A 23,677-nucleotide genomic window follows, 5' to 3' on the forward strand; every position below is an offset into this window, starting at 1 on the left:
CTCAGAAGTCGAGGCCGAGGGTGACGCCCACCGTGCGCGGTGGCACGTAGGACGCCGAATACGGGCTGCCCAGCGGATCGGTCGTTTCCGATGCAAGTGACGTGATGCCGCGTTGGTTGGTGAGGTTCTTGACGTAGGCCTTGATTGTCCAGTTGCCGTAATAGGCACCCGCGTGCAGGTCGACGCCGTGATAGCCGGGCACCGAGATACGCGGTCCGGGTACGGAGAGGAAATCGGACTCGCGTTGACCCACGTAGCTGTAGTTGCCACCCACGAAACCGGACCAGCCTGAGCCGAGCGGGAAGCTGTATTCCGCACCCACGTTGGCATTCCATTTCGGCACCCACGGCAGGCGATCGCCGTCCTTGCCAAACAGTCCAGGCGGGGTGTCGGCAGTGAGCTTCGCGTCCGTCCAGGTGGCGTTCGCGGAGAGCACCAGCCCTTGCAGGGGTGCGTATTTCCAGCTGCCTTCCAGGCCCTGGCTCTTGGCCTTGCCGCCGTTGCTCAGGTAGACGAAGCTGGCGTTGGTGGTGGTGAGCTGGATCTGGCTCCAGTCGATGTAGAACGCATCCGCCTCGAAGGTCATGCGCTGATCGAGCAGGGTCGATTTGAAACCGAGCTCGTAACTGGTCAGTTTGTCCGGCTGGAATGTCAGCGGAGCATCCAGGCCTGGCGGCACGCCGACGTTGGCGCCACCGGGACGGAAGCCCGATGCCACGCGCAGGTAAGCCATCAGGTTGTCGTTGAACTTGAAGCTGGGATTGAACAGATAGGTGGTCGGCGTATCCGAGCTGCGCGTGGTGAAATCCGCCGGCCCTGTCAGCAGGCCACTGCTCACCTGTGTGTACGAGGTGGTGTCATGCGTCTGGCGTGCGCCGACCAGCACGCTCAGCTGCGAGGTGGCATGCCAGGTCACATCGGCGTAGCCGGCCCACTCCTTGAAGATGCCAGGGCCGATATGGATGTCGCCCAGGCTGGGCAGGTCGATCGGCACGCCGGTCGATGCATCGAAGACATTGACGGTCTGATGATTGGTGGTGCTTTCACGCGTATAGAACACGCCCGCGCGCCACGCCAGCAGCTGCTCGGCCGGTGACTCCAGGCGCAGCTCCTGGGTGAATTTCCCCAGCGTGATCGGCTGCGTCACCGAGTACCCGCCGTTGTCCAATCCGAAGATGGGATTGAGCACCGGACCATAGGCGGTGGTGACATCACCTTCCTGATCGACCTTCTGCGAACCGTAGCTGCTCGACGAGATCAGCTTGGCCCAGCCGAAATCGGCATCGACGGAAAGGTCGTAAAGGCGATATTGCACGGCAAGCAGACCGGTGCCGGCGGCGCGGCTCTGCTTCTGGTAACCGTAGATGGGCTGCAGCGTGGCCGGATCCACTTCCACGCCGGTGTTGGCGAGTCCGTCGCCCCTGAGGTTCTGCGCAAGCGCCGACAGACGCACCGATACCTTGTCCGTCGGCGTCCAAAGCATTTGCGCCCGGCCGCCGCTGACATTGGCCTCGTTGACTTCCTTCTGGCCCGTAAACACGTTGTCGATGTAACCGGGATCGTCGCGGTTGTACGCGTTGACGCGCAGCGCGAGCTTGTTCTCGACCAGCGGCAGGTTGAACATGGCGCGCTCGGCGAAGCCGCTGCCGCCACCGTCAACGCTGGTGTAGTCAACCGAAGCCCGACCATACATGCGGGTGGAGTCCGGCGGCGTGGTGACGAACTTCACCAGGCCACCGAGCGAGTTGGACCCGTAAAGCGTGCCCTGCGGACCACGCAGCACTTCGATGCGCTCGATATCGGCCGGATCGATGTCCGGCGTCAGCAGACTGCCGGCGGCATACACCGTGCTGGAACCGTAAGGTGCATCGTCGATATAAGTGCTGACGCTCGCGTTGGCCTGCGAGCTGCCCGAGGTGACGCCGCGCAACACCAGCTGCGTCTGCCCCACCGAAGTGGAGATCAGGTTGAGTCCGGGTATCTGGCTCGCATAGTCGGCAAAGCTGTTGGCGCCCTGGCGCCTCAGGTCGTCACCGGACAACGCCGAAACCGCCATCGGCACGGCCTGCAGGCGCTCCTCACGCTTGTTGGCCGTCACCATCACGGTGCCCAGATTGATCGGCGCGGAGCTGTTGGACGCGGACTGCGGATCGGCTCCCTGCGGTGCCGGAGCATCCGACGCGGTCGCGCCGTGCGCCGGGCCGCTGTTTGCGGCGGCAGTAGCCCCGCCATCGAATGTCGATGGCTGTGCCGTTGCAGCGAACGATCCAAACAATGCGAAAGCAACGGCCACACTGATGCAGCGGCGCCTATGCCGCAGTTGCCGAAATTGCATGACGTTCTCCCCCCGGAGAATCTTGTGGACAGCCCACGTCAAGACTGATATCGCATTACCACGAACGTGTCAATGATATTTCTATATCAGAGACTGCCGACGCCGGCAGATGGCGTCATGGCGCCAGCGGCTGGACACAGACGGCTCGGATGGAACGCCACGCGCGGCCTTCGTTCCGCCTGGAACCGATCGACCTGGGTCGGAAGCAGAGACGGCGTCTCTCAAGCATCTCGCGCGGCGTCACGACGCCAGATGACGATGCTGAGCACCAAGGACATAAGCGAGCTCGCAACAGATCCGATCAGCGCCCCATCAAAGAAGATGCTGGTGCCCTCCGCCGGCCCGACCATGTAACTGCCAAGCGCGTAAAGCAGCGAAATCGGAACACAGAGCATGCATAGCATGCCCAAGGCCCCTGAGAGGCTCGCCAGATGGTGAAACGTTGAAGATCGACCCTCGCCGAAGCGAAGAGCAGCCAGGTTGATGGCAATCATCAACGAGACGATCGCCAGACAAAGCAGTGATTTCCACACCTGGCTCTGCTCCTGATAGTTCGAGATCTTGCGTTATATCGACTGGTCCGCTTCGGGTCGGAAGCGGACCTTTTCTTTGGTACAAGTTTTTGAGCCCTAACAGGCCGGGCGAGCGTAGATGCGGGAGATGTTCGTAATCGACCCAGACCAGAGCCCCATGTGCCCTTGGTCTTTTGCATTGAAGATTCCGGTGACGATGACGTAGTGATCGTTGCAGCGCTTCGCATCTGGAATCACGGAAGCTTCGAACTCAACCCAAAGGCCGTTCTTATAGAGGGGATGAACCGCGTCATCCTGATGGAGATAAATGGCATTCCCCTCGAACTCTAGGTGCACAAAGCCAGCAACCTGAACTCGCTTGCCGGTGTACTGCTGTGGATTGGCGATCAGCGAGATCAACGAAACTCGAACAGGCGCCTCTGTGCGTTGGCAGCTTGCGATACTTAGCGCCAACAGAGCGACCGCAAACCTCAGTGGCTTCCTCATTGCTCTTACGCTCCGTTTCTATCTGATGTCTGAAAGGTCCGCTATGGGTCGGAAGCAGACGCTCAATGAATGCTACATGCCCCACCTGGTCCGCACTTCCTTTAGGCGCTTGGTGTTGGCGGGCGAAGGGTGGCGGGTGTAGTACTCGACAACGTTGTTTCTGGCCTCGATGTCACCCGTGTCGCCGAGACGCTCCAACCAATAGATGCCCTGAGCGTCATCCGCCTCGTAAATCAGGTAGTAGTCGGCCATCCGACGAATAGCGACCACATCTCCTCGATCCGCCTGATCGCGAACCTTGGGAAGCTCCGCCGCATTGATGACAAAACGTTGCCCCGGCAACGGCGCTTGGTTGTCCGCCGACAACTGGCTGGCCCCAGCACTTGCTGCAAGAAGTAGCATGAAAATCGCGCAGACGAAGCCCGCGGGACGTGCACTTCCGCTCACTTTCTTCATCGAGGCTCCCTTGTGCACTTCTCTCGAGAAAGCGTCTGCTATGGGTCGGAAGCGGACGTTTCCGGTTGCTTCCGGTAGCCGACCACTCAGTTTGATGCGTCGTAAATATCTAGATCCAGCTCTATACCTCGCTCACCAAGCAGAAGCAGATGCCTTGGAAGAAGCAAGATTCCGGCATTGCCGGAGCCCATGAAGAGCCCACAGAAGAGATCTATGCGACAGGTCTTGCGGATCGCCGCCCAGGCCGCCAGGTCATTCGTCAATCTTCCAAAAAGTTCTTCGATCTGACCGCCCAGATCTTCCGGCTCTCTCGGCTCGGCAATGAGGTTCCACATGCCTATCCTTGCCGTCCGGACCCGGCCACTGGACGCCCCAATGATCTCCTCGCCTTTTCGCTGCGCCTGAGTAGCTTCACTACCAAGTAACAGGCTGATTTCTTCCGGAACGAGCGAGTCCCCCATAACCCGAAGGCATGCCCGAGAACGTTCAAAGCACGGCATATCGCTCCTGACATCTTAGGGTGATGAAAAGGTCCGTTATGGGTCGAAAGCGGACCTTAGCCCACTTCCCTCCCCGCGCTGCCCAAAACCATCTAAACATCCCCGCTGCTATGGGGATCGCACGCCTTGCTTATCCGCCGCGAATACCAGTGAAAATTCACGGTCATTGGCACTTGGTGGTCTAAAGCGATACCCCTTGAGAGCCTGCAAGGCTCCCATGTCCAAGGAGCGCACTCGTGAGCTCCTGCTCACGGCAACGTCAAATGGCACGCCTCTACCGTCAATCTTGAAGGTGACTCGAACACATGCGGGCAACGGTTGCGCAACAAAGCCGTCAGGCGGAATGACCACTTTCGCTCGATGCTCAATCAGCGCCTCGGTTTCATTGATTATAGGCAGCCAATGATCACCGGTGCATTCACGCCCAATCCCTGAGTCGGACAGTGCCAACATCAACCATAGGTAGTTGAGCATTGTTTGTCTCCGTGCTCCTTGCAAATGGGGCTGGATACAAACAGCCCATCTACCGCACCTTTTAGAGGATTCGGCATGTCCGCTTCGGGTCGGAAGCGGACACTGAGGGCGTCAAGCAAACAGGTCGACGCTTCATGCGGCCCATCCAATGCCCTCATAACTTCTGCACGGCGCGATCGCACGCGCCTGCCATGAGTTCGGGGTGGTCGGTTGGTCCGAACGTAAATTTGCCGGTGTAGCGGTTGATAACGAACGTCATGCTTCCGGCTGTCCACGTGTACAGCGAGTCTTCGATTCTTACCGCTGACGGCGGCGTGGTATCAACCGTCCTGCTGATGGTGTCGATGGACAGGGTGAGCTCTTTTGGCCCTTCGGGCGAATCAAAGTGACACGTCATCCTTACGATGGATGCATCCTGCGCCTGGGTGCTAAAGGCGAGCAGTGCAAGCAAACCACACCATGGTTTCCTAATCATCGACATCCCCATTTGCTCATTAATTGCCTTCAGTCCCCAGGAAAGTCCTCAGGTCCGCTTCGGGTCGAAAGCGGACATTCTTCCCTACTTACCCGCTTGTCCGTCTTGCGGAATGGTGTGGACGGTTATGGCAATCCCCGAAGCGAGAGCTGCCTGAAAATTCACCTTAGCTCCATACGGGTACGAAACATCAAGTGACATGTTCGAATTCCAGTGCATCTGTACTGCGGTGGCGCCTAGAGGGTAGGCGGACGCATTAGTCATCCCAAGAATCACAGTGGGATCTATGGTCCTGTTCGACGTCTGTTGCAGTTCAACTATGGTGGCAACGGCGTTAATTCCAGGTCCCGCAACCTGGTCCGTATGTCCCCTCGCAATCCAATGTCCGTCCGGTGACGAGGTGCTACCTGACCAGACAGTCACAGGCTCTCTGTCGCACCCAGCGGTCAACATGATGAGCAAGGCCGTGCATCCCGTCAGTGCCCTGCGCCCCATACCCGTATACATCGCCGTATCCTCTTCCGTTCGTCTCAACGAGCATAGGGGCCATCTCTGGCGGAACAATGTCCGCTTCGGGTCGAAAGCGGACATTAGATCCAGCCTGCTAAGGGTTGCTCCCGGGAAAAAATAGCCCTCGTTGGCCGCGCAACTCATACTCGTTGCTACCTCCAATGGGACAACTCTCGACGGAGACGACACCACGCGAGAGCGAATACGTAAATGTTGGCCGCCCACGATATTTGGGTGACCGACATGTGATTCGGTACAGATCGCCTCCCGATTGTGCGACGCTTTGGCAGGACAATCCGTGATACTCCCACTGCTTCATCGGCATATTCTTCGGAACGACGATCTCCAGAAGACCGCCCGCGCAGTAGAAGGCTTCGTTACCGCACTCCTCGTAATTACCGACAAACCTGTCATCAATCGAGTCGATTCGAGTGCTCCTTTTGTCCTGGATCTCCACCCCGCGTCTTCCCACGTCGACGACGATGGCTACGTTGCTGGCCTTATCTGTTGCGGCATAAATAAACACCTTGGTCTGCTCGGCGCTGCGTGCTGCCGGCACCAGCCCAAAGGTCAAAGTAACAATCAGGAAGGCAAGAGCGGCAAACCGTTGCATGGCACCCTCGTCAAAGTTTGAAAGTGGACGCTACTCAGCCGTCATGCTGCCTATGGGGATTGAACCCCGCGTCGGTCTGCCTCAAACACCAGAGCATATTGGCCTCCCTTAGTGCCAGGTGGTCTAAACCGGTATTTCCTAAACAATAGGTCCGCTATGGGTCGAGAGCGGACCTTCAGTTTGCCCTATCGCCCTGCAAACAACACGATAGCTCCGCAAGCCAGTGGAGCCGCCGCCATTCCCAGGGCAAAGCGGGCCCACGTACCTACGGGTCTTGGCAAAATGGAAATTGCCGTTCCTAGCAGTGCTGTCGTCGCATAGAACTCGAACGCGACAATCGGAATGGCAAAAAGGTAGGCAAGGCTGGTCCTATCGAGGGGCGATACAAACAGGCCGACGATGCACCCCACTACAAGAACAGTCAGAAGTGGCGCCAATGCCCCAAGAACGACGACGGCTTGAGGCCTCCAACGAGGGGAGGTCGAGGTCAACCAGACAAGCGCGATGGGAATCCCCAACTCCATGATTCCAGCCCCAATTGAGAGCATGCCTTCGCTCAACGCTATGTCTCCCTCTATGCCCAGGAAATCCGGATGTCCGCTTCGGGTCGGAAGCAGACATTAGCAATGTCGCCCTAAAATCAGGCCGTCGGCGCAATTTGAGTGAGGAGGAAATGCTGAAATTTATAGGCTGGTACTTATTAGTCGCGACCTGGCCAAGAGCCACTTGCGTGCCACTCACGAAGATAGCCATTCGCCTGCTCCTCTGTGATCTCGTTATCAACGAGATCAAAATCACCCCTCATCCAACTGTCCAATAACGGGCCAACATCCGCCTCACTATCTGACCAAGACCCGTCCCTTTTTGCGCGCCATACCACCCCAAGACCAAAGTCTTTCGGCGCGTCGGTAACGCTTCGAAAAATTTCTATGATGCTACTTATTGCGTAATTTGCGGCGAAATACTTGTAGTCGCTCATGTGTTTCTCTTGGCTTCCCGATTCGCAGTGCGCCCGCACCTGTTACGCATCAAGCACTCGCTGTTTACACCACTTTTAAAGGACGTTCTCAAGCTGGTTTATTCAGCCGTTCCAAGCAATATTGCCCGGACGACCTTGTATTCCTCAAGCCTCACATAGTCACGCTCTGTCGGCGCCGCTATCCGCGAAAGATCCATGTTCTCGGCGTTATCGGCTAGCTTTACGGCGAGTGCAATACGATCTTTCTTTGCTCTGCGTGCTGCCTCGGATCGGGATTCGCCCCTACGCTTCGTTAGCGCATCGACAGCAGCGAGCACTTCTTGCGAAAACCCCTCCGCGCCGAGAATCTCCAGAGTCATGTCGGAGTCCTCGACAACGTCGTGAAGCACTGCGACGATCCTCTCAGGCGTTGACTGCATTCGAAGCATCACGCGAAGCGGGTGGAGAATGTAAGGCTCGCCGCCTTTATCGACCTGGCCCGCGTGTGCCGCAGCCGCAATTGCTATTGCGCGCTCGAGAGTCGCCATATCCTCCACCCCTCCAAGTCAAACGTTTGCAGAGCTCATGTACCCGTTAAAGGAATGTCCGCTCCGGGTCGAAAGCGGACCTTACCGAATGTCCCGCGTGCGTTGAAGCAATGCCCGCCCGACCGCAGTGCGGAAAATCGGCTCGCACCACCGAATCTCCGCAACGAGGTTGTTAATTATTAAATCGACTGGATCCACGCCAGCAACGTCTGGGTGGGTGGCGAAAACGCGACCGGGCCCGTCATCAGCATGCTGAGAAGAATGATACCAACGCCCCATAGATAGGCCGCGTGCACCCGGCCTCGCGTAAACAGGTCATATGCAGGTCCGGCAAGGGCGAACAGCATGATCACCCCGAACATCACCATCGGTGCGGCACGCCCGAACGAGTCCATCGGCAACAACCGACCAATGCCAGGCCCGAGGATCGACACCGTCGCGCACACCATCAGTCGGCGATGCCAGTCCGCCTGGCGGCGAAGCTTCACGCCCGCCGTCACCAGTGAGCCAAACACCAGGATGCCGATGACGTTCATGGCCAGGAAAATGGCCGGTGGGAAAAAGGATGGCACCAGCTTGTTGTGTATGGAGACGAAGGTCGCGGTGAAACCCAGGACCACCATGGCCGCCGCAAGGATCGCGCCGGCTAAGCCGAGGCGTCGATGAAGCCGGATCGATCCGCGAAAGACCAGCGCTGGCTGCACCACCAGCAGCACGAGCCACAGCGAGAAGATCACGCCGTGAACCTGGAGAAGCACAGGCAAGCTTGGTGACGCCGTGAAGTCGTCTGGAACGGTGCGGGAGAACCCCCCGATGATGACGGCAGCCATCACCAGCGACAGGATCAGGTAGAACGCCGATCGCGTCCTAGGGGCCGCGCGAGCGGACACGTCGATGCTGGTCATTACACCTCCCAATATCGAACACCCCCGGCAAGAATCCTAACTGACACGGCTCGCCGCGGACAGGCATCGAGCGTTGAAACAAGCGAACCGAACGCTCTATATCGAAAGTAGACGCTGTCGTCCTGTCAGCTATTGCGGCTCAGCGGACATCCCCATCCGAATAGTGCGGTAATTGGTGGGCAGAGAACCGTCCGTACCGGGTCGGGAGCGGACCTTTGTTTAGCTACCAGATTGACTGTCGCTATGAGACTTTTCAAATTTGCGAGCAATGGCAAACGCGCGATGGCGAAGGTGCTGCGGGAACCGCGCGGTATCTGCCACCGCATCTAGCAGGCGGACAATGTCTCGATCCATGGGGCTCCCCGTTCGAGCCATTCCACCGCAAGGTTGGGCCAACAGGGAGTCGGTGTCGGCACTTTCTTGATACATGCACACCAGCGAAGTCGGATATGTGAGCGTGGCTGAGCTAAAATCAGACCGACCCACCCGTGAGCTCGATTTCCGGATGACCGGCGAAAACGGTAGATGAGCAACGCTCGCCGCCAGGCGCGGCGCATACCGACAACATAGACGTCGGCCTGGTCCCCGCCAGGATCACAAATTGACAGATGCAACGCCCAAGGGCCACGGGGCGCGGCACCACAGGACAAGCAATGATCAACAACGACGTGCTACGAAGCGTTCGCTACATGCTCGATCTCAGCGACAACAAGGTTGTCGAGATCACCAAGCTGTCTGATGCCGACATCCCGATTGATAAATTGGCCGTGCAAGCGTTCTTAAAGAAGGACGATGAAGAGGGGTATGCCGAGTGCAGCAACCAGGTACTCGCACACTTTCTTGATGGTTTGGTCTTTTACTATCGCGGTAAAGATGAAAGCCTCCCGCCACGACCGATTGAAAAACGCGTCACCAACAACGTGGTGATGAAAAAGCTTCGTGTCGCTTTCCAGCTCAAGGATGTCGACATGCACCAAGCTTTCCAGGATGCCGGATTCCCGATCTCCAAGCCGGAACTCACTGCCCTATTCCGCCAGCCCGGCCACAAGAATTTCCGCCTTTGCGGGGACCAGGTGCTTCGAAACTTCCTTAAGGGCTTGACCCTGCGCGTACGGGGAAACGGCTGAAGGTACCCGACACATAAGGGGACGGAGGTAGTTATCGTCAAACAACTACCTCCGTCCCTTTTGTCTGCCCGCCTACCGCCACAGCCCGGAGCAAACGGGTCGTGCGTTTGCCCTCAATCAACTAGCGGACGATAAGCGCGCACCACAGGCTTCGCCCTTTCCAGATCGTACCGCGCCTGAAGTGCCAGCCAGTAAAAGGCGGTGGTGTCGAAAGCCAGGGATAGCCGAATGGCGATCTTGGGGGTGATCGGGTGGGTGTCAGCGATGAAGGCTTTGATCTGATTGGAGGGTATGCCGGTGCGGCGGGCGAGTTGGGCGGGGTTGAGGGCGCTTGGAATCAGGTAGGCGTGCAACAGGATGTCGCCGGGGGCTCGCAGCGGTTGCGAGGGGTCCACTTCCGAGTGCGGGGTGAGCTGGATCAGTTCCATAGTGGTTCCTCCCTGTCGGACACGGCCGCGCAGCGGCTCAGGCGCTTACAGCGCTCCGTGTCAGTGAATGCTTGGCGGCTTCGTCGGTGATCGCCTGAGTGCAGCGCATCGCCGTGCCGGCCGATGCGCCGCCACGGCGATCAGCGGAGGCGTGTGGTGTTCATTCGAGACTCGTCACTGAGCACACGGACGTACTGCTGCAGGCAGTTGATGGCCGTGCCCAGACTGGCCGTGACGGCCACGGGAAGCGGCAATGGCAGCGGCCTGCCAGGGAATCCCCGTGCCTGTGCGTGTCGACATTGCTCGCTGTCGACACGCAGGCGCGTGAGGGCGAGCACCGCCAGAGCGATGTCACCACGAGTGCCATGACGCAGGGTTTCGGGCCATGCCACAGCGGTGAATGCCGGGTCGCGAGGAGGAGGAGTGAGGGTGTCGTCAGGGGGGACGGACGAGCGAATGCGTACCGTATGATCGCGGGTAGCCATGATCAACTCCGAAGAAGTTGTTGATGGTTAGCGGGTCGTGGGTGTTACAAGCACCTACGGCCCGCGCCTCATGACTTAGCAGTCATGGTCATTCGCGAGACTCTGAAACAAGACTGCGCGAGTGACTGGCCGACCCTAACAAGTAGGGTTGGCATCGTCTGTCAGGAATGAGCGAGATGGATGTCCGTGTGGCCGCAGGCGAGCGTGAGGGCTCGGGACTGGCATAACGGCAGCGCCCTTTTCGTTGAAAGCAGAAGAGAGAAGGCGACCTTCAACGAGCAGACGTGACGGAGGTAGTCAGTTCCAGCAATGGCGGCGCGATTTAACTACCTCCGTCCCGTTTGGCAGTTGGATTACACCTACGCGCCCCCGCCTCGTTACGGATGTCGCTTGCAAGTGACTGGTTCTGGCGAATCATCCAGCATGTCGTCGGATAACCGCCGCTCGATGCCCAATGGAAACGTCTCAAAAACCTTAAGCTCAGTCCGCTCTCCGAAATAGACAGCGCGACATGTCAAAGCGCCCTGTCGTAGCTCCACGTCGGGCTTGATCCATGGATCGAACGCAAGCCCCAAGGCCAGTACCCACAATGTCGCCAAATAGGCTGCCGATATGGCAATCGTCGCCAGCACAGTGAGAAGCCGGTAACGGGTATATCGAACCCGCACGAGTGCCAGGAAGACTCCACCAGTGAGGGCTATGAACACGATCAGCAAGTTCGCCGTAGCCCACGCGAACGAAACGTGTGCCATCGCCGCTAACGCGACTACGACCCAAAGTATGGCCACCCCCAAGGCTGCGCTGCGCATGTTCTCCTTTGCCTGCTTCCGGATCGACTCGTAAATGGCGCGCTTCAATACGGTCCGAACAATGTCCTGAGCCTGTCTACTTAGGGTCGGAAGCGGACATTGGCCCGCTCGGCGGCATCAGGAAAATTTTCAGATCGCCAGTCGAATCACATGTATCTCAACTGTTCCGCAACAAATGGTGGCACACCGTACTTGTATTCAAAACAATACTTACCCGAGTGATCCATCGAGAACTCTACCCAGGTCCACTCTTCTTGACTCTCTGGTTTTTGCTTTTGCAATTCCGCCAGGACGTCAATGGCTTCGAGAGACAGGCGAAATTCCTCCTTCACACCATCCCCCTCAAAGGTGGACGTGAAGACCTCGTGCCGACGGCCGTTGAGCGGGTAGTTCTCGTAGTGAATGCTGACGGCTTGCCAAGGTGCTTTGAGGGCCTGAATCACCTTTCGCACGAAAGCTGCTTGCAGTTCGATCATGTCCATAGATGCCCTATCCCTGTTGACCTCTAGGTCCGCTTCGGGTCGAAAGCGGACCAATGCTAGCTCGTTATCCCGCGCCGACGGGTTGATCGGAACAACGGGCAGATTTGGCGACACAGACAACGGCGTGAGCCCGACTCTGCATTCGATGGACGACTACGGCCAACCTCCTGGTATGGCCGCAAGACGGGCGGCCCAAGCATGGCGCCCGGGTGTCTTTCCGCCCCCCCCGGAGCAAAGCCGCGTAAGATGGTCGCTTTACGCCCACTCAAGTGCCCCCATGGCCCTCACCGCCACCATCCACAAGGCCGAACTGTCGATCAGCGACATGGACCGGCACTACTACGCCACCCACGCATTGACCCTCGCCCGGCATCCGTCGGAAACCGAGGAGCGATTGATGGCGCGCCTGCTCGCGTTCACGCTGTATGCCGACGAACGGCTGGAGTTCGGCAAGGGGCTCAGCGACACCGACGAACCGGCCCTGTGGCGCAAGGCCTATACCGACGAGATCGAGCTGTGGATCGACGTCGGCCTGCCTGATGAAACACGCTTGCGCAAAGCCTGCAACCAGTCGCGGCACGTCGTGGTGCTGGCCTATGGCGGCCATGCCGTCGACGTCTGGTGGAGCAAGATTGCCAGCACGCTCACCCGCCACGACAACCTCAGCGTGCTCGCCATCGACCACGCTGACATGCGGCAACTGGCTGCCCTGTGCGAGCGGAGCATGCGCCTGCAATGCCTGATCCAAGACGGCGAACTACAGCTCATCGCCGGCGACCTCACGCTGCCGATCCGTCCGGCAATCCGCAAGGGTGAGTACGCTGTCGCTTGAGAAAGTGCCCCTGCCCCGTTTTGAAACGTCCGCCGTGGGTCGAAAGCGGACCTTACCAAGGCCTAAGTGCTTCTACAGGTGGGAGCGACTTTGGAGCATCCCCGGCGTAGCCGCATACCTCGACGCCCGCAAGATCTCCGTCACGCTCAAAAGCAAATATGCCGCTTCGCTCCTCACCCTCCCCGAATACGAAATCGGAAAGTATTCCCATGCCGCCTTTTGCGGGAGGCTTGCCGGGGATAACCAAGTCGAAGCTTGCGCAGCCGCAGGGGCACTTTCGAGGTGACACCCGCACCAGCTTAACCTGCGGCAAGTAGGTCTTGGCGGACTCAATACCATTGCTCAATAGCCATCGAAGGAGCTTCCCCTCCTCCGTGGTCATTGCCCTATACATTGCAGTGACGTTCAAGCTGCGCCTCCCCCATGTCCGCTTCGGGTCGAAAGCGGACAAATCGATCTCAAGAATGTCAATCCGGAAACGGGGTCCGATTCACTTCTCGAGCTCAGAGCCAAGGCGTAAGTGAACCTGACCACGTTTTTCCGCAAGTTCCGATATCAAGTGTCTGCTACGCCTCTTCACTAGATATCCGTATATGACCAGCCTGGGACTACGGCGGTCTTTTCGGCGCTGGATTTGCTGTTGATCACGACGCACCCGTGTTCGCCCGAGCCGCACTCCTTGACGGTAAAGCTGATCTTGGCTTGTGATTCGTCGATCACTGGATAGATTTCGCAGGAAGACTTGGCGTTGCAATGAAACGCGACTTCCGCAAAGTGTTTGATGGTGATCACGTGGTCGCGGTTGTCCGGTACGTACTGCGGATCGGGCGCATATCTATCCTTAGCGTTCTTTGCCAGGTCGCTCGCCAGGTAATTTCCCCACCAGAGCGAGCTTTCGGGTCCGTCCGACAATGCATCGACAAACAGATACAAGACGCCAAAGGTGTGATCGCCCGGCTGAACCAAGACCTTTCGCGGAGCAAGCGGTGGCGCCTTGCTGTTCGCGTACGCCTGCAGCAATGGATGAGTGCGCGAATCCTTGCCGTCGATCTCTCTGATGATGACCACCCCTTGCGCGAACTTAAGACTCCCGGAGACGAACGCCATCTGGTCTTTCGTCTCGTCGGCCGTGCCATAGTTGTAGGTTCTCGTTGTGATATCTGTGCAACCGCACAGTGCCAGCGAAGCGGACAGAAAAATCAACCCGAGTATGCTCTTCATATTTCCCTCTTTTGAATTTCAATGACTGCCAGCAAGCACTCAAAAAGTGCTCGTTAGAGCTGGCATTGCAATGACTGCGCGTCCGCTTCGGGTCGGAAGCGGACGTTACGAATTCCAAGGTTATGGCAACGGGTGCGCTGCCCTTATGAGCTTGGCGCGTTCCTCGCTTGGCACTGCGACACAGGCCAACCGAACATCTTCGGAGCTATTTCCCTTCACCGCCAGGGACACTTCGTAGCTGCACTCACTGGCTACGTACTTTGAGAAGGCGCCTGACGCGAGATGGAGCCCGGCCATCGCCTCTCTCCGATACTTGGGAAAGCCTGGTGCCTCGTCCACCGATGCTCGGATGACGTCGCCGGCCACCCTTTCTGCCTGGCCGAGGCTCATTTGTGCATCTTTCGCACGAGCCTCGACGCAAGCGCTCATGCCGGCGTGGTCGTGGCCTTTCCAGCAATCATTGATGACTGATGCAACGGAATGCTCAGCCGAGATCGAACCTTCCAATCCCAAAAACAGCAAGGCACCGGCAAGCAACACTGACTCCCCCTGAGCCATCGAGGCGCGACCGAACTGTGGTTGATTATGTCCGCTCCGGGTCGGAAGCGGGCATACCGCTCGACTCATTCCAATGAGCGGGCTACGACTGTCGCAACAGCCCTCGCCATGCCAAGCGCGACGTCTTCAGTCTTCTGGATAGCGGTATTTCCATAGCGTAACGGCAGGTCTCCCGGCCGAACGGGTGCTGGGTAGATCGACCAAGAACCCATCCATCCCTCGCTACCAGGGGAATGCACGAAAACCGCTTCAAAGCGAATGAAATGCCGTCGAAGATGAAGTTCTAAATGGGAAGGCGCGGCCATGATGAAGGTCCTCAATCACGCGCCCGCTTCACTTCAAGGGCGGGCCTCAGAACAGAAATGCCAAGTTTGTCACGGGGACAGACTGCTAACTGCTTGGACGCTTCGAGCTGCTTTCTAGAATCTCATTCGCGAAGTTTTTCGAGGTGGCATCTCGCACCATTAGGGCCTCGCCAACAGAATGAATAATGACTGAGCACCACGAGCCTAAACGAACAACCAATTGCCTCGATAGTCGAACTAACGATCTTTATGGCGTCGTCAACGTGGGCCGAACCTGCCTGTAGCTGCATCGGATTTTGCGCCAAAAGGTCAGACCGCGAAAGCTGCTGCGCCTGGCTTAGGGCCTATTTCATCGAATCATCAACAATCCTTTTCTCGGAAGACTCTGTGATAGTACAAAAGACATCTTGGCAGAAAGTCGCTACCTTTCTGTTGCTCTTCGTCGTCATCAGTGCGGTGTTCAACGTCCTCATCCTCAGCGCCCGCGAGCTACGCGCCGGCGATGGACTGTACGCAACCGGCATCATGTGGGCTTCCGGATTGGCCGCCATGGCGACCCTAAAGCTTCACGGATGCAGCTTGTCCGGACTGGGCTGGAAATGGCCCGCGATCCGGTATGTGTGGCTTAGCCTGCTCATCCCGCTGGCATATGCCGCCATTGCCTACGTTCTGGTCTGGACTTGCGGCCTGGGACACTTTCCCAACCGCGAGTTCATGCAGAAGCTCGTCGGGACGATGGGGCTGCACGCCTCGCCAGTGGCTTCAACTCTCCTTTACGTGGCGCTTGAGGCAAGCTTCGGCCTGGTGGGAAGCATGGGGCGCGCGTTGGGAGAGGAAATTGGCTGGCGCGGCTTCTTGGCTCCCGAACTATTCAAGAGCATGAACTTCACCGGCGCCACGTTGTTCAGCGCTGCCGTATGGGCACTGTGCCACTACCCGGTGCTTATCTGGGGGGACTATAACTCCGGGACACCAAGCTGGTATGGGTTGACATGTTTTACCGTGTTGATCCTGGGTTGCTCGGTGATCGCGAACTGGATGCGCCTGAAATCCGGCAGCTTGTGGACGGGGGCAATCCTGCATGCAAGCCACAATCTCTTCATCCAGGCTATCTTCACGCCACTGACCGCTGACACCGGCAAGTCGGCCTGGTTTATCGACGAATTCGGCGTCGTCTTACCGGTCGTGATCGGTGGCTTTGCGATCTATTTTTGGCGTCGCCGTCACGAATTAGCGAGGTTGTGAGATTCTTTTGTGGCAACCCAAAATCGGGGTCGCTGAGCCCGCTTTCGCGAGACCCAAAGCTGTTCGATGCAAGTGACCGCTTCGGGTTGCGGATTCAGCCGGTCGTTGCAACGACCGGCTGAATTCGCAGTCGCAAGCGGACCTTTGAATACCGCACTACCATCACCCATGTCTTCGCAGATGCCGCAGCCTGCAAACTCGGTCAATCAAAGCCGAAAGAGGGAATCAAGTGACCACGACGGAGATGATCCATGGTGCTTGCCGCTGCGGCGCGGTTCAATGGCGCCTCAATGGAATACCCGAGTCGGCCACGGTGTGCAATTGCTCCGCATGTCACCGCTACGGCGCGCTGTGGGCCTATGACTATGAAGAGCACGGCATTCACGTCTCGGGCCCGACTCGCACCTATACGCAGGGAAAGTGGGTTGTGTTTCATTTTTGCCCCGTCTGCGCCTGCGTGGCGTACTGGCGGGGTTTGAACAACAGCGAGAATGGGCAGCGCCTCATGGGGGTCAACCTGAGGCTGGCCGATCTGGAGAGTGTTGCGCGGATTCCGATCGTCCGTCATGACGGGCTCGACACCACCGATGACCTGCCTCCAGACGGTCGATGCGTCGCCGACTATTGGTTCTGAATCGTTGCCTCGACGATGAGCAGCAAGGATCTGGTCGCCCATATTTCCGATAGAGCTATTTCAACGCGATGCCCGCGTCGAGTCATGGCGAGGTGAGCCTGATCTTGTTCTTGCTGGACTCAGGCTGTGGAGCGCGACGCAGGCACTGACGCCGGCCAAGGCAGTAGTCCATCTCTGGTGAGCAACGAACGCGGCGGACTCGTTGGGCTCACGGGCTCCCCCTTGTCGTGTGTGCGACCTCAACGCGGATGGTCATAGGAAACCCTCCCACAAACGCAAGTATTTGCGTTTTCGAAGCGTCGCCGTGCAGAAATCCGGCAAAAACTTAGCAACGCCTTAGTAGCCGCTGTCCCACCGGGGCATATGGCAACTTCAGCCTTGACAGGCCATTAGAACAAAAACAAGAATGAGAACGATTCCTATATCGATGCGAGATCTTGCTGTGTCTCGTCGCAAGGAAAGCAAATCATTGTCGGGGAACCCATGAAGATACGACTGCTGACGCTCACCCTCTTGGCGAGCATGGCCACCATGCCTGTCGCTCACGCTGATGAACCTCTGTTCGGCTACATCTACACGACCGATACCTTGCCCAAGGACAAGAGTGAAGTGGAGCAATGGGCAACGCTGCGCGAAGGTCGCTCGCAGGGCACCTTCCACCTGTTGCAGACGCGCACCGAGTACTCGTATGGCGTGACCGACAAGTTCCAGTTGTCCGGATATTTGAATCTGGCGTGGACCAAGGTCGACGGCAACGTGCCCGATGGCAGCACCGCTCCTCCGGAAGTGTTCGCCGACTACAACGTCCCGTCGCAAGGGTCGTGGAGCCGCAGCCGATTGGAGAGCTTCTCGATGGAGGCCATCTATCGCTTCGCCAGCCCCTACACCTCGCCGGTAGGCGCCGCCGTCTATCTCGAGCCGTCGCTGGGCCCGCGTACGCAGGAACTGGAAACGCGCCTGATCCTGCAGTCGAACTTTCTCGACGATCGTCTTGTGTTTGCCTTCAACACGACGATCGGCCAGGAGAGGCGCTATCTGCATGGCGATCCCAGTGCGGACCCGACGTCGGACGACTATCGTGATCACTGGGACAAAGAGACCGACGTCAATTTCGGCCTCGCCGGCAGCTATCGTTTTGCGCCCAACTGGTCGTTGGGTGCGGAATTGCAAAACGAGCGTGAGTGGGCGGGCTTCAACCCCTTTGAATCGGACAAGCGCACCAACATGGCCTGGTACGCTGGCCCGACGCTCCACTACGGTGGCCGCCACTTCTTCATGACGTTCACCACGCTGTTCCAGCTGCATGGCGCTCGCGACTATGCCAATCCAGCGGACGAGAGTTTTGTGGTCCACGGCATCACCAACGCCGATGACTTTGAGAAATACCGGTTTCGTTTGAAGCTTGGCTACTATTTCTAAGCTTGCAGCAAGAGTCTTGTCGGTACAGACCGTTTTCCTCCCCGGCCATCGGACACGATCAGCATGAATCATCGCTTCCTACTTGTTCCTGTGGCCGCCCTGGTCATTGCCGCCCCCGTGCAGGCGACGGTTTATCTCAGTGTCGAGCAAGCACAGGCCTTGATGTTTCCGGGCGCCACACTTGCGCCCGTGCCCATCACGTTGACGGCCGAGCAGGTGAAGAGCGTCGAGCGCGCCAGCGACGTCAACGTGCTCTCTCCCCAGGTCAAGGCATGGCGCAGCCCCACGGGTGGATGGTTTATCGCGGACCAGGTGGTAGGCAAGCACGAGTTCATTCCGTTTGCGCTGGCCATCGACGAACATGGCGCGGTGAAGTCGGTGGAGATCCTGGAGTACCGCGAGGCGTACGGCGATCAAGTGCGCAACGAAGCTTGGCGCGCCCAGTTTGTGGGGAAAACCCACGCTTCTCCTTTGAAGCTCAACGACGACATCAAGAACATCTCCGGAGCGACTCTGTCGAGCCGTCACATGACCGATGGCGTGAAGCGGCTTCTTGCGATCTATGAGCTTGTCCTTGCCCACACCAACGGTTGAACGTGCCCGTCCGCTGCTGGGCACCACCGTCGTCATCCGTGTGGAAGGCGAGGACGATCCTGCGCACGTCCACGCCGCCATCAGCGACGCTTTCGCGGCCATAGCGCACGTTCACCAAACCATGAGCTTTCACGAGCCCACGAGCGACCTCTCCCGCTTGCACCGGGCACCCGTGGGCACCCGTGTCGGCGTAAGCGAAGGGACGCTTGCGGTCTTGCGTGAAGCCCTGGCGCTCGCCGACATGACCGACGGCGTATTCGATGTCACCGTGGGCGCGCAGCTCGTTCGGCGCGGCCTGCTGCCGACACCCAAGGAAAGTTGCGCGCCCGACGCGTCTGCCACATGGCGGGACATTGAATTGCTCGATGATGGTGTGCGCCTGCACCGATCGATGTGGATAGATCTGGGAGGTATCGCCAAAGGTTACGCGGTGGATCAAGCCGCCATGGCGTTGCGCGCGGCCGGCATGGCTCACGCCTGCGTCGATGCCGGTGGCGACCTGCGCACGATAGGCCAAGGGCCGCATCGCATCGCGATCGATAGCGGCCTGCCAGCCGATCACATCGCCGTGATCGAACTGGGCGAGGCGGCAGTCGCCACGAGTACGGGGCGTGCCTTCGATTACCAGGGCGCGCATCTCGATGGCCGGACCGGCTTGGACTGTGTGCGGGACCAGTGCGCGAGTGTCGTAAGCGCACGCTGCATTCATGCGGATGCACTGACCAAAGTGGCATTGGCACTGGGCGAAGCGAGCGCGCCCTTCTTGCGCCACTATGGCGCCACGGCCCATCTGCAGGACGGCACCGGCCGCTGGACCGTACTGGGAGAGTTGCCCTCGTGACACATATGCGGCCGCCCACGGTGGTGGGTCATCATCGGACGCCGTTGCGTCTGTCCAGGCGCCGACGCCATTTCATTTACGGCGTGGGCTGGCTGCTGTGGAGCACAGGAGCGCTTTGGCTGGTGTTCCATTACTTCTTCATGGGCCGAGGTGAGTTTGGCGATGCGCCACATCCTTCGGAACCGTGGTGGCTACGCTTGCACGCTGTCGCCGCGTTTCTCGCGCTGTGGAGCTTCGGCCTGGTCTGGGGCGTTCATATCGTTGCCGGCTGGCAAACGCGCAGACAGCGCGTATCGGGCGGCATCCTGTTTGCCACACTGAGCTGGCTTACGTTGACGGGCTATCTGCTCTATTACCTCACCGACGACGGCTGGCGCAGCGTCAGCGCCTTGGCCCATTGGATCGTGGGCCTCGCGATACCGTTGGTGCTGGCCGTGCATGTGATCTTGGGGCGACGTCGATCTGGCCGTAACGCCTGAGCGCACACGAGCTCAATACAGAACCCCTTCCGCGTTGCCGCGTCATGGGCTCAGGCGTCCGCTCCACCACGAAAGCGCACCTTGGCTGCTGCACCTTGATGGCACATCAACAGCCAGGCATCGCGGACACTCAGTTGGACTTGACGTAGAACACGTAGGTGGCCGTATAGGGAACGCCAACCTTGGTGCCTGCGTTGGTAGGCGGTACGGCGGGCGCCACCCCACCTGTCGTTGAAATTCGCTGCACGTAGGCCACCTTGCTCAAGACGCCGGTCGTGGCAGCAGGTGTCACTTTGATAAGCAGCCACGGGATATCGGCGGCGGCTTGCTTCGCTGCCACGGTTGTTACCGGCGCGTCCTTGTCGCGAACGATCTTGCTGCCGTCGGCGGCTTCCCATGAGGGGCCGGCATAGTGATGAATGACGCCGCTGGGAGCGCGCAACTCGGCCAGGGGTGCCTCGAAGGTCCACTTCAGTGGCGAGCCACTGTCCATCGTGCTGGTGTAGATCTGCACGCCGGTGGCCTTTGCCGTGAATGCCACGGTATAGCCGGCGGGCGGCTGCAATGCTGTCGGTGCGGCTTCATCCGCGTGAGCCGTTGTTGCGCCGGCGAACAGCCATAGCGCGGCTGCCACCCATCCTTTTGCGGTCTTGGCGATCATGACTTGTCCTGGCTGTGGCGATGCACCTCGTCCGCCTCCCGGTCAAACGACGCCGCTAGACGCAGCGAGCCGCTCGACCAGGCACGCGTGATGCGATCAGTGGGCGATGGTGGTGCGTTACTTGCCGGCGCGCTTCTTTTCTTCCTTGGCTGCCTTCTTTTCCTTCATGGTCTTGGCCGGTTTCTTCTTGTCATTCTTCTTTGAATCCATACCCTTGCTCATGTCGTTTCCTCGAGTTGCCTGGAGATCGGTAAGTGCCACGTCGCGCGGCTTTCGTTGCCCGCGCTTGAATCATAGTGAGACGGCACAGGTTTGGTGCGACTTGCGATCACGCACGAACACGATGCGGATCGCAGGGATCCATCGGCGTCGCCTCAACTACCTGCGATCCTGATCTGCGCTAGCCGCCGCTGGGATACTTCAGCAGCAAGGCCTTGAAGCGCGGCTCCTCGCGCAACGGATCCCAGATCGGATCGAGCCGCAACGAGGCGCCCGAAATGATCCCGCCGGTCGGCATCGACAGCACGCGATCAAGCAGGGCGATGGCCTGGTCGTGCTGACCGACGCGCATATAGAGCTGCGCCTGGCAGGCGAGCAGGTCCGCGCCGGTGAGGACATCCTTGGTGACCGGCATCAAGGCGACCGCACGCTCGCCTTCAGCGACGGCTTCGGCTTTCTGTCCGAGGCCGGCATAGGCAAAGCCCAGGGCGAGATGCAGGTCCGGGTCTTCCGGCCGTTCGACGAGCGCGGCGCGCGCATGCTGCGCGACCTCAGTAAACGCCGCAGTTGCCTTGGCCGTGTCGCCCGCCGACTGCGCGGCCCACCCGATGTACAGGCGTCTGGGCAGGACGATGTTGTCCGGGTCGTCCCAATTGTCGTTCGTGTCCGCCTCGGCGATCTTGATGGCACCGGCATAGTCGCGCGCCAGCGAGCGCTCGAAATACATGCCCATGACGTTGCCGGCGTAGGCATTGCTGCCCGGCGACAGCGCTGCAAGCGCGGTACGCAGCGGTGCCAGATCGCCCTTCCACATCAGCGTATTGAAGGCCAGCGTCACGCGTGCACCGGCCGGGTTGCGACTCAAGGCAAGCGCGGAGGCATAAGCCCGATCGGCATCCGCATAGCGACGCATGCTCTGGTACGTCACGCCGAGCTGGTTGAAGGCGAATTCACTGTGGGGATCAAGCACGGTGGCCGAACGAAACAGCGACACCGCCTCATCCCAGCGTCCCTGGCGCCTGGCAACTGCCGCGATGAGGAGTTCGACTGTGGCGCTGTTGGGCAAGGCCTGCCGCGCCAGCTCCAACTGGTTGGTGGCAGCGACGTAATCCCGATGCCCCCAGTAGTGATACAGGCCCAACGCGTAATGTCCCTGCCCCAGCTTCGGCTGCAGTGTCAGCGCGCGATCGGCGGCGTTCTTCGCCTCGACCAATCGCTCGTTCCTGCGATCGGGGCCGAAGAAATACATCTGCATATGGGCACGCGCCAGCGCGGCATCGGCGAGCGCAAAGTGCGGGTCTTTATCAAGGGCCTGTTGATACAGCGAGATCGCCACGGGCAATTCGGTCGATGACAGCACCGGATCATCGTAGGCACGGTTGGCATGCGCGGCAGCCTGCAGATACAGATCATAGGCTGCGGCATTGGAGGTCGGCGCGGCGTCCATGCGCGCCGTCTCGGCCGAGGTCAGGCGCACCTTCAACGCCTCCGCCACGTTCTGCGCAACTTCACCCTCCACATTGAACACGTCGTCCAAGGTGCGCGTATAAGCTTTTGCCCAGAGGTGGTTGCCGCTGGCGGCGTCGATCAATTGCACGTTGATCAGCACCTGGTCGCCGACCTTCTGCACCGTGCCCTCGAGCAGGGTCGCCACGCCCAGTTCGCGCGCGATCGTTTTCACGTCTTCCGGATGGCTCGGATACTTTTCCGTCGAGGTGCGCGAGATCACCTTGAGCCCGCCGATACCCACCAGCTCGGTCAAGATCATGTCTTGCATGCCGCTGGCGAAATACGCGTTGCCCTGATCGGTGCTGAGATTCTCGAACGGAAGCACGGCGACCGATTTGAGATCGACCGCCGCCGATGCGTCTGCGGGATGACGCGCGAATTGACGGCTGCCGAACAGCAAGGCCGCCACGACAAGCAGCACCACGATCGCGGCAATAATCAGCCGGCCAAATCGACGCGGCTCGCCCGTCCTTGGCGGCGCTGCCGGGCTTTCATCCGTTGCAATCGGTGGTGCAGCCGCGTCGCTGGCGCGCGGCGGAACGAACGCCAGCGCGTCGGCTGGCAGGGGCCGGTTCACCATCAATTCTTCGCGCGACGCGGCCGATCGCACGTCGGCATCAAGGCGAAAACCAACGCCATGCACGGTATGCAGATAGCGGCTCTCGTCGCCGCTCTCGCCGAGCGCATGACGCAACATCGCGATGACGCGGCTGAGTACGCCGGGCGTGACGTGGCTATGGCCCCATACCTCATCGAGGATCTCGTCCCGACTCAGCACACGGCCAGGCTCTCGCGCCAACAGCACGAGCACCGCGAACGCCTTGCGCTCGAGCCCGACCTCTTCGCCATCGACAAACAAGCGATGGCCCAGGGTGTCGATCTCGACCGTACCGAACGCAATCCACGCAGCAGAGGCGGTCTCTGCAGTCATTGGGTCGACCTCCGTCGCCGCGGCCTGACCAGTTCAGGTTACACCAACTCAGCCGCAAGCCTCGGTGTGGCTCAGGTGTGGATTTCGTTGTCGGATCAATAACAT

General features: G+C 59.3%; 26 protein-coding genes. 8 read left to right on the top strand and 18 right to left on the bottom strand.

Features of this window, described 5'->3' with window-relative positions; all coding sequences use genetic code 11:
* Position 1: 1 nt before the first annotated feature.
* The 11 genes from Y882_RS11365 to Y882_RS11415 form a co-directional block, all read right to left on the bottom strand.
* Positions 2-2,335: a TonB-dependent receptor gene (locus Y882_RS11365; protein WP_046972032.1), complete on the bottom strand. Its 2,334-nt coding sequence runs from the start codon at positions 2,333-2,335 to the stop codon at positions 2-4.
* A gap of 221 nt (positions 2,336-2,556) precedes the next feature.
* Positions 2,557-2,868 carry a hypothetical protein gene (locus tag Y882_RS11370; RefSeq protein ID WP_156171421.1) on the bottom strand — a complete coding sequence of 104 codons (312 nt, stop codon included), beginning with the start codon at positions 2,866-2,868 and terminating at the stop codon, positions 2,557-2,559.
* A 96-nt stretch (positions 2,869-2,964) separates the two neighbouring features.
* On the bottom strand, positions 2,965-3,267 hold the full coding sequence (locus Y882_RS11375; RefSeq protein WP_162207414.1) for a hypothetical protein: 303 nt from the start codon (positions 3,265-3,267) through the stop codon (positions 2,965-2,967).
* Between the two features lie 159 nt (positions 3,268-3,426).
* Positions 3,427-3,810, bottom strand: a complete 384-nt coding sequence (locus Y882_RS11380; RefSeq protein WP_046972035.1) for a hypothetical protein — start codon at positions 3,808-3,810, stop codon at positions 3,427-3,429.
* Between the two features lie 86 nt (positions 3,811-3,896).
* Positions 3,897-4,310, bottom strand: a complete 414-nt coding sequence (locus tag Y882_RS11385) for a DUF4279 domain-containing protein (protein ID WP_046972036.1) — start codon at positions 4,308-4,310, stop codon at positions 3,897-3,899.
* Positions 4,311-4,418: 108 nt separating this feature from the next.
* The gene (locus Y882_RS20990; protein ID WP_082121081.1) at positions 4,419-4,784 is read right to left on the bottom strand and encodes an energy transducer TonB family protein; all 366 of its coding nucleotides are present in this window, start codon (positions 4,782-4,784) and stop codon (positions 4,419-4,421) included.
* A 154-nt stretch (positions 4,785-4,938) separates the two neighbouring features.
* Positions 4,939-5,235 carry a hypothetical protein gene (locus Y882_RS11390; RefSeq protein WP_156171423.1) on the bottom strand — a complete coding sequence of 99 codons (297 nt, stop codon included), beginning with the start codon at positions 5,233-5,235 and terminating at the stop codon, positions 4,939-4,941.
* 628 nt (positions 5,236-5,863) lie between these two features.
* Positions 5,864-6,382 carry a hypothetical protein gene (locus tag Y882_RS11400; RefSeq protein WP_046972039.1) on the bottom strand — a complete coding sequence of 173 codons (519 nt, stop codon included), beginning with the start codon at positions 6,380-6,382 and terminating at the stop codon, positions 5,864-5,866.
* Between the two features lie 700 nt (positions 6,383-7,082).
* Complete coding sequence (locus Y882_RS20055) at positions 7,083-7,361, bottom strand: hypothetical protein (RefSeq protein WP_156171425.1); 279 nt, start codon at positions 7,359-7,361, stop codon at positions 7,083-7,085.
* A 98-nt stretch (positions 7,362-7,459) separates the two neighbouring features.
* Complete coding sequence (locus Y882_RS11410; protein WP_046972041.1) at positions 7,460-7,888, bottom strand: HD domain-containing protein; 429 nt, start codon at positions 7,886-7,888, stop codon at positions 7,460-7,462.
* A gap of 179 nt (positions 7,889-8,067) precedes the next feature.
* Positions 8,068-8,793, bottom strand: coding sequence for a hypothetical protein (locus Y882_RS11415; RefSeq protein ID WP_052949932.1), 726 nt, complete (start codon positions 8,791-8,793; stop codon positions 8,068-8,070).
* A 653-nt stretch (positions 8,794-9,446) separates the two neighbouring features.
* Between Y882_RS11415 and Y882_RS11420 the strand changes: the two genes are divergently transcribed.
* Positions 9,447-9,920, top strand: a complete 474-nt coding sequence (locus tag Y882_RS11420; RefSeq protein WP_046972042.1) for a YehS family protein — start codon at positions 9,447-9,449, stop codon at positions 9,918-9,920.
* Between the two features lie 113 nt (positions 9,921-10,033).
* Here the strand turns inward: Y882_RS11420 and Y882_RS11425 are convergent, their stop codons facing one another.
* From Y882_RS11425 to Y882_RS11435, 3 genes are all read right to left on the bottom strand, one after another.
* Positions 10,034-10,348 carry a HigA family addiction module antitoxin gene (locus tag Y882_RS11425; RefSeq protein ID WP_046972043.1) on the bottom strand — a complete coding sequence of 105 codons (315 nt, stop codon included), beginning with the start codon at positions 10,346-10,348 and terminating at the stop codon, positions 10,034-10,036.
* Positions 10,349-11,210: 862 nt separating this feature from the next.
* On the bottom strand, positions 11,211-11,690 hold the full coding sequence (locus Y882_RS11430) for a hypothetical protein (RefSeq protein WP_046972044.1): 480 nt from the start codon (positions 11,688-11,690) through the stop codon (positions 11,211-11,213).
* 98 nt (positions 11,691-11,788) lie between these two features.
* Entirely contained in the window at positions 11,789-12,124 is a 336-nt protein-coding gene (locus tag Y882_RS11435; protein WP_046972045.1) for a hypothetical protein, read from the bottom strand.
* A 277-nt stretch (positions 12,125-12,401) separates the two neighbouring features.
* On the opposite strand from Y882_RS11435, the gene Y882_RS11440 reads away from it, so the two are divergent.
* Positions 12,402-12,956 (top strand): YaeQ family protein, encoded by a 555-nt coding sequence (locus Y882_RS11440; RefSeq protein ID WP_046972046.1) that lies wholly within the window; start codon positions 12,402-12,404, stop codon positions 12,954-12,956.
* Positions 12,957-13,535: 579 nt separating this feature from the next.
* On the opposite strand, the gene Y882_RS11450 is transcribed toward Y882_RS11440, so the two are convergent.
* Positions 13,536-14,177, bottom strand: a complete 642-nt coding sequence (locus tag Y882_RS11450) for a hypothetical protein (protein ID WP_046972048.1) — start codon at positions 14,175-14,177, stop codon at positions 13,536-13,538.
* Positions 14,178-14,297: 120 nt separating this feature from the next.
* Positions 14,298-14,714, bottom strand: a complete 417-nt coding sequence (locus tag Y882_RS11455; protein ID WP_156171430.1) for a hypothetical protein — start codon at positions 14,712-14,714, stop codon at positions 14,298-14,300.
* Between the two features lie 713 nt (positions 14,715-15,427).
* On the opposite strand from Y882_RS11455, the gene Y882_RS11460 reads away from it, so the two are divergent.
* The 6 genes from Y882_RS11460 to Y882_RS11485 all read left to right on the top strand — a co-directional run bounded on the left by Y882_RS11460 (position 15,428) and on the right by Y882_RS11485 (position 20,252).
* The gene (locus tag Y882_RS11460; RefSeq protein ID WP_162207415.1) at positions 15,428-16,285 is read left to right on the top strand and encodes a CPBP family intramembrane glutamic endopeptidase; all 858 of its coding nucleotides are present in this window, start codon (positions 15,428-15,430) and stop codon (positions 16,283-16,285) included.
* Between the two features lie 229 nt (positions 16,286-16,514).
* Positions 16,515-16,919, top strand: coding sequence for a GFA family protein (locus Y882_RS11465; RefSeq protein ID WP_244466327.1), 405 nt, complete (start codon positions 16,515-16,517; stop codon positions 16,917-16,919).
* A gap of 483 nt (positions 16,920-17,402) precedes the next feature.
* On the top strand, positions 17,403-18,338 hold the full coding sequence (locus tag Y882_RS11470; protein ID WP_046972050.1) for a DUF6662 family protein: 936 nt from the start codon (positions 17,403-17,405) through the stop codon (positions 18,336-18,338).
* A 63-nt stretch (positions 18,339-18,401) separates the two neighbouring features.
* Positions 18,402-18,932, top strand: coding sequence for an FMN-binding protein (locus tag Y882_RS11475; protein ID WP_046972051.1), 531 nt, complete (start codon positions 18,402-18,404; stop codon positions 18,930-18,932).
* A complete protein-coding gene (locus Y882_RS11480; protein ID WP_046972052.1) occupies positions 18,913-19,773 on the top strand; it encodes an FAD:protein FMN transferase in 861 nt (286 codons plus the stop codon). The genes Y882_RS11475 and Y882_RS11480 overlap by 20 nt, the downstream gene beginning before the upstream one ends.
* A gap of 5 nt (positions 19,774-19,778) precedes the next feature.
* On the top strand, positions 19,779-20,252 hold the full coding sequence (locus Y882_RS11485; protein WP_046972053.1) for a hypothetical protein: 474 nt from the start codon (positions 19,779-19,781) through the stop codon (positions 20,250-20,252).
* 130 nt (positions 20,253-20,382) lie between these two features.
* Here the strand turns inward: Y882_RS11485 and Y882_RS11490 are convergent, their stop codons facing one another.
* The gene (locus Y882_RS11490; protein ID WP_046972054.1) at positions 20,383-20,913 is read right to left on the bottom strand and encodes a DUF3455 domain-containing protein; all 531 of its coding nucleotides are present in this window, start codon (positions 20,911-20,913) and stop codon (positions 20,383-20,385) included.
* A 400-nt stretch (positions 20,914-21,313) separates the two neighbouring features.
* Positions 21,314-23,572: a winged helix-turn-helix domain-containing protein gene (locus Y882_RS18920; protein WP_052949934.1), complete on the bottom strand. Its 2,259-nt coding sequence runs from the start codon at positions 23,570-23,572 to the stop codon at positions 21,314-21,316.
* Between the last annotated feature and the right edge of the window lie 105 nt (positions 23,573-23,677).

This window comes from Dyella japonica DSM 16301, assembly GCF_001010355.1.
Classification (GTDB): domain Bacteria; phylum Pseudomonadota; class Gammaproteobacteria; order Xanthomonadales; family Rhodanobacteraceae; genus Dyella; species Dyella japonica.

What these genes read in the sequence shown, in the direction of transcription:
- Y882_RS11475 (WP_046972051.1), top strand. Translation starts at nt 18,402, where the DNA reads ATGAATCATCGCTTCCTACTTGTTCCTGTGGCCGCCCTGGTCATTGCC.
- Y882_RS11380 (WP_046972035.1), bottom strand. Translation starts at nt 3,810, where the DNA reads ATGAAGAAAGTGAGCGGAAGTGCACGTCCCGCGGGCTTCGTCTGCGCG.
- Y882_RS11470 (WP_046972050.1), top strand. Translation starts at nt 17,403, where the DNA reads ATGAAGATACGACTGCTGACGCTCACCCTCTTGGCGAGCATGGCCACC.
- Y882_RS20055 (WP_156171425.1), bottom strand. Translation starts at nt 7,361, where the DNA reads ATGAGCGACTACAAGTATTTCGCCGCAAATTACGCAATAAGTAGCATC.
- Y882_RS20990 (WP_082121081.1), bottom strand. Translation starts at nt 4,784, where the DNA reads ATGCTCAACTACCTATGGTTGATGTTGGCACTGTCCGACTCAGGGATT.
- Y882_RS18920 (WP_052949934.1), bottom strand. Translation starts at nt 23,572, where the DNA reads ATGACTGCAGAGACCGCCTCTGCTGCGTGGATTGCGTTCGGTACGGTC.
- Y882_RS11485 (WP_046972053.1), top strand. Translation starts at nt 19,779, where the DNA reads ATGCGGCCGCCCACGGTGGTGGGTCATCATCGGACGCCGTTGCGTCTG.
- Y882_RS11400 (WP_046972039.1), bottom strand. Translation starts at nt 6,382, where the DNA reads ATGCAACGGTTTGCCGCTCTTGCCTTCCTGATTGTTACTTTGACCTTT.
- Y882_RS11490 (WP_046972054.1), bottom strand. Translation starts at nt 20,913, where the DNA reads ATGATCGCCAAGACCGCAAAAGGATGGGTGGCAGCCGCGCTATGGCTG.
- Y882_RS11410 (WP_046972041.1), bottom strand. Translation starts at nt 7,888, where the DNA reads ATGGCGACTCTCGAGCGCGCAATAGCAATTGCGGCTGCGGCACACGCG.
- Y882_RS11385 (WP_046972036.1), bottom strand. Translation starts at nt 4,310, where the DNA reads ATGCCGTGCTTTGAACGTTCTCGGGCATGCCTTCGGGTTATGGGGGAC.
- Y882_RS11450 (WP_046972048.1), bottom strand. Translation starts at nt 14,177, where the DNA reads ATGAAGAGCATACTCGGGTTGATTTTTCTGTCCGCTTCGCTGGCACTG.
- Y882_RS11425 (WP_046972043.1), bottom strand. Translation starts at nt 10,348, where the DNA reads ATGGAACTGATCCAGCTCACCCCGCACTCGGAAGTGGACCCCTCGCAA.
- Y882_RS11365 (WP_046972032.1), bottom strand. Translation starts at nt 2,335, where the DNA reads ATGCAATTTCGGCAACTGCGGCATAGGCGCCGCTGCATCAGTGTGGCC.
- Y882_RS11415 (WP_052949932.1), bottom strand. Translation starts at nt 8,793, where the DNA reads ATGACCAGCATCGACGTGTCCGCTCGCGCGGCCCCTAGGACGCGATCG.
- Y882_RS11435 (WP_046972045.1), bottom strand. Translation starts at nt 12,124, where the DNA reads ATGGACATGATCGAACTGCAAGCAGCTTTCGTGCGAAAGGTGATTCAG.
- Y882_RS11420 (WP_046972042.1), top strand. Translation starts at nt 9,447, where the DNA reads ATGATCAACAACGACGTGCTACGAAGCGTTCGCTACATGCTCGATCTC.
- Y882_RS11440 (WP_046972046.1), top strand. Translation starts at nt 12,402, where the DNA reads ATGGCCCTCACCGCCACCATCCACAAGGCCGAACTGTCGATCAGCGAC.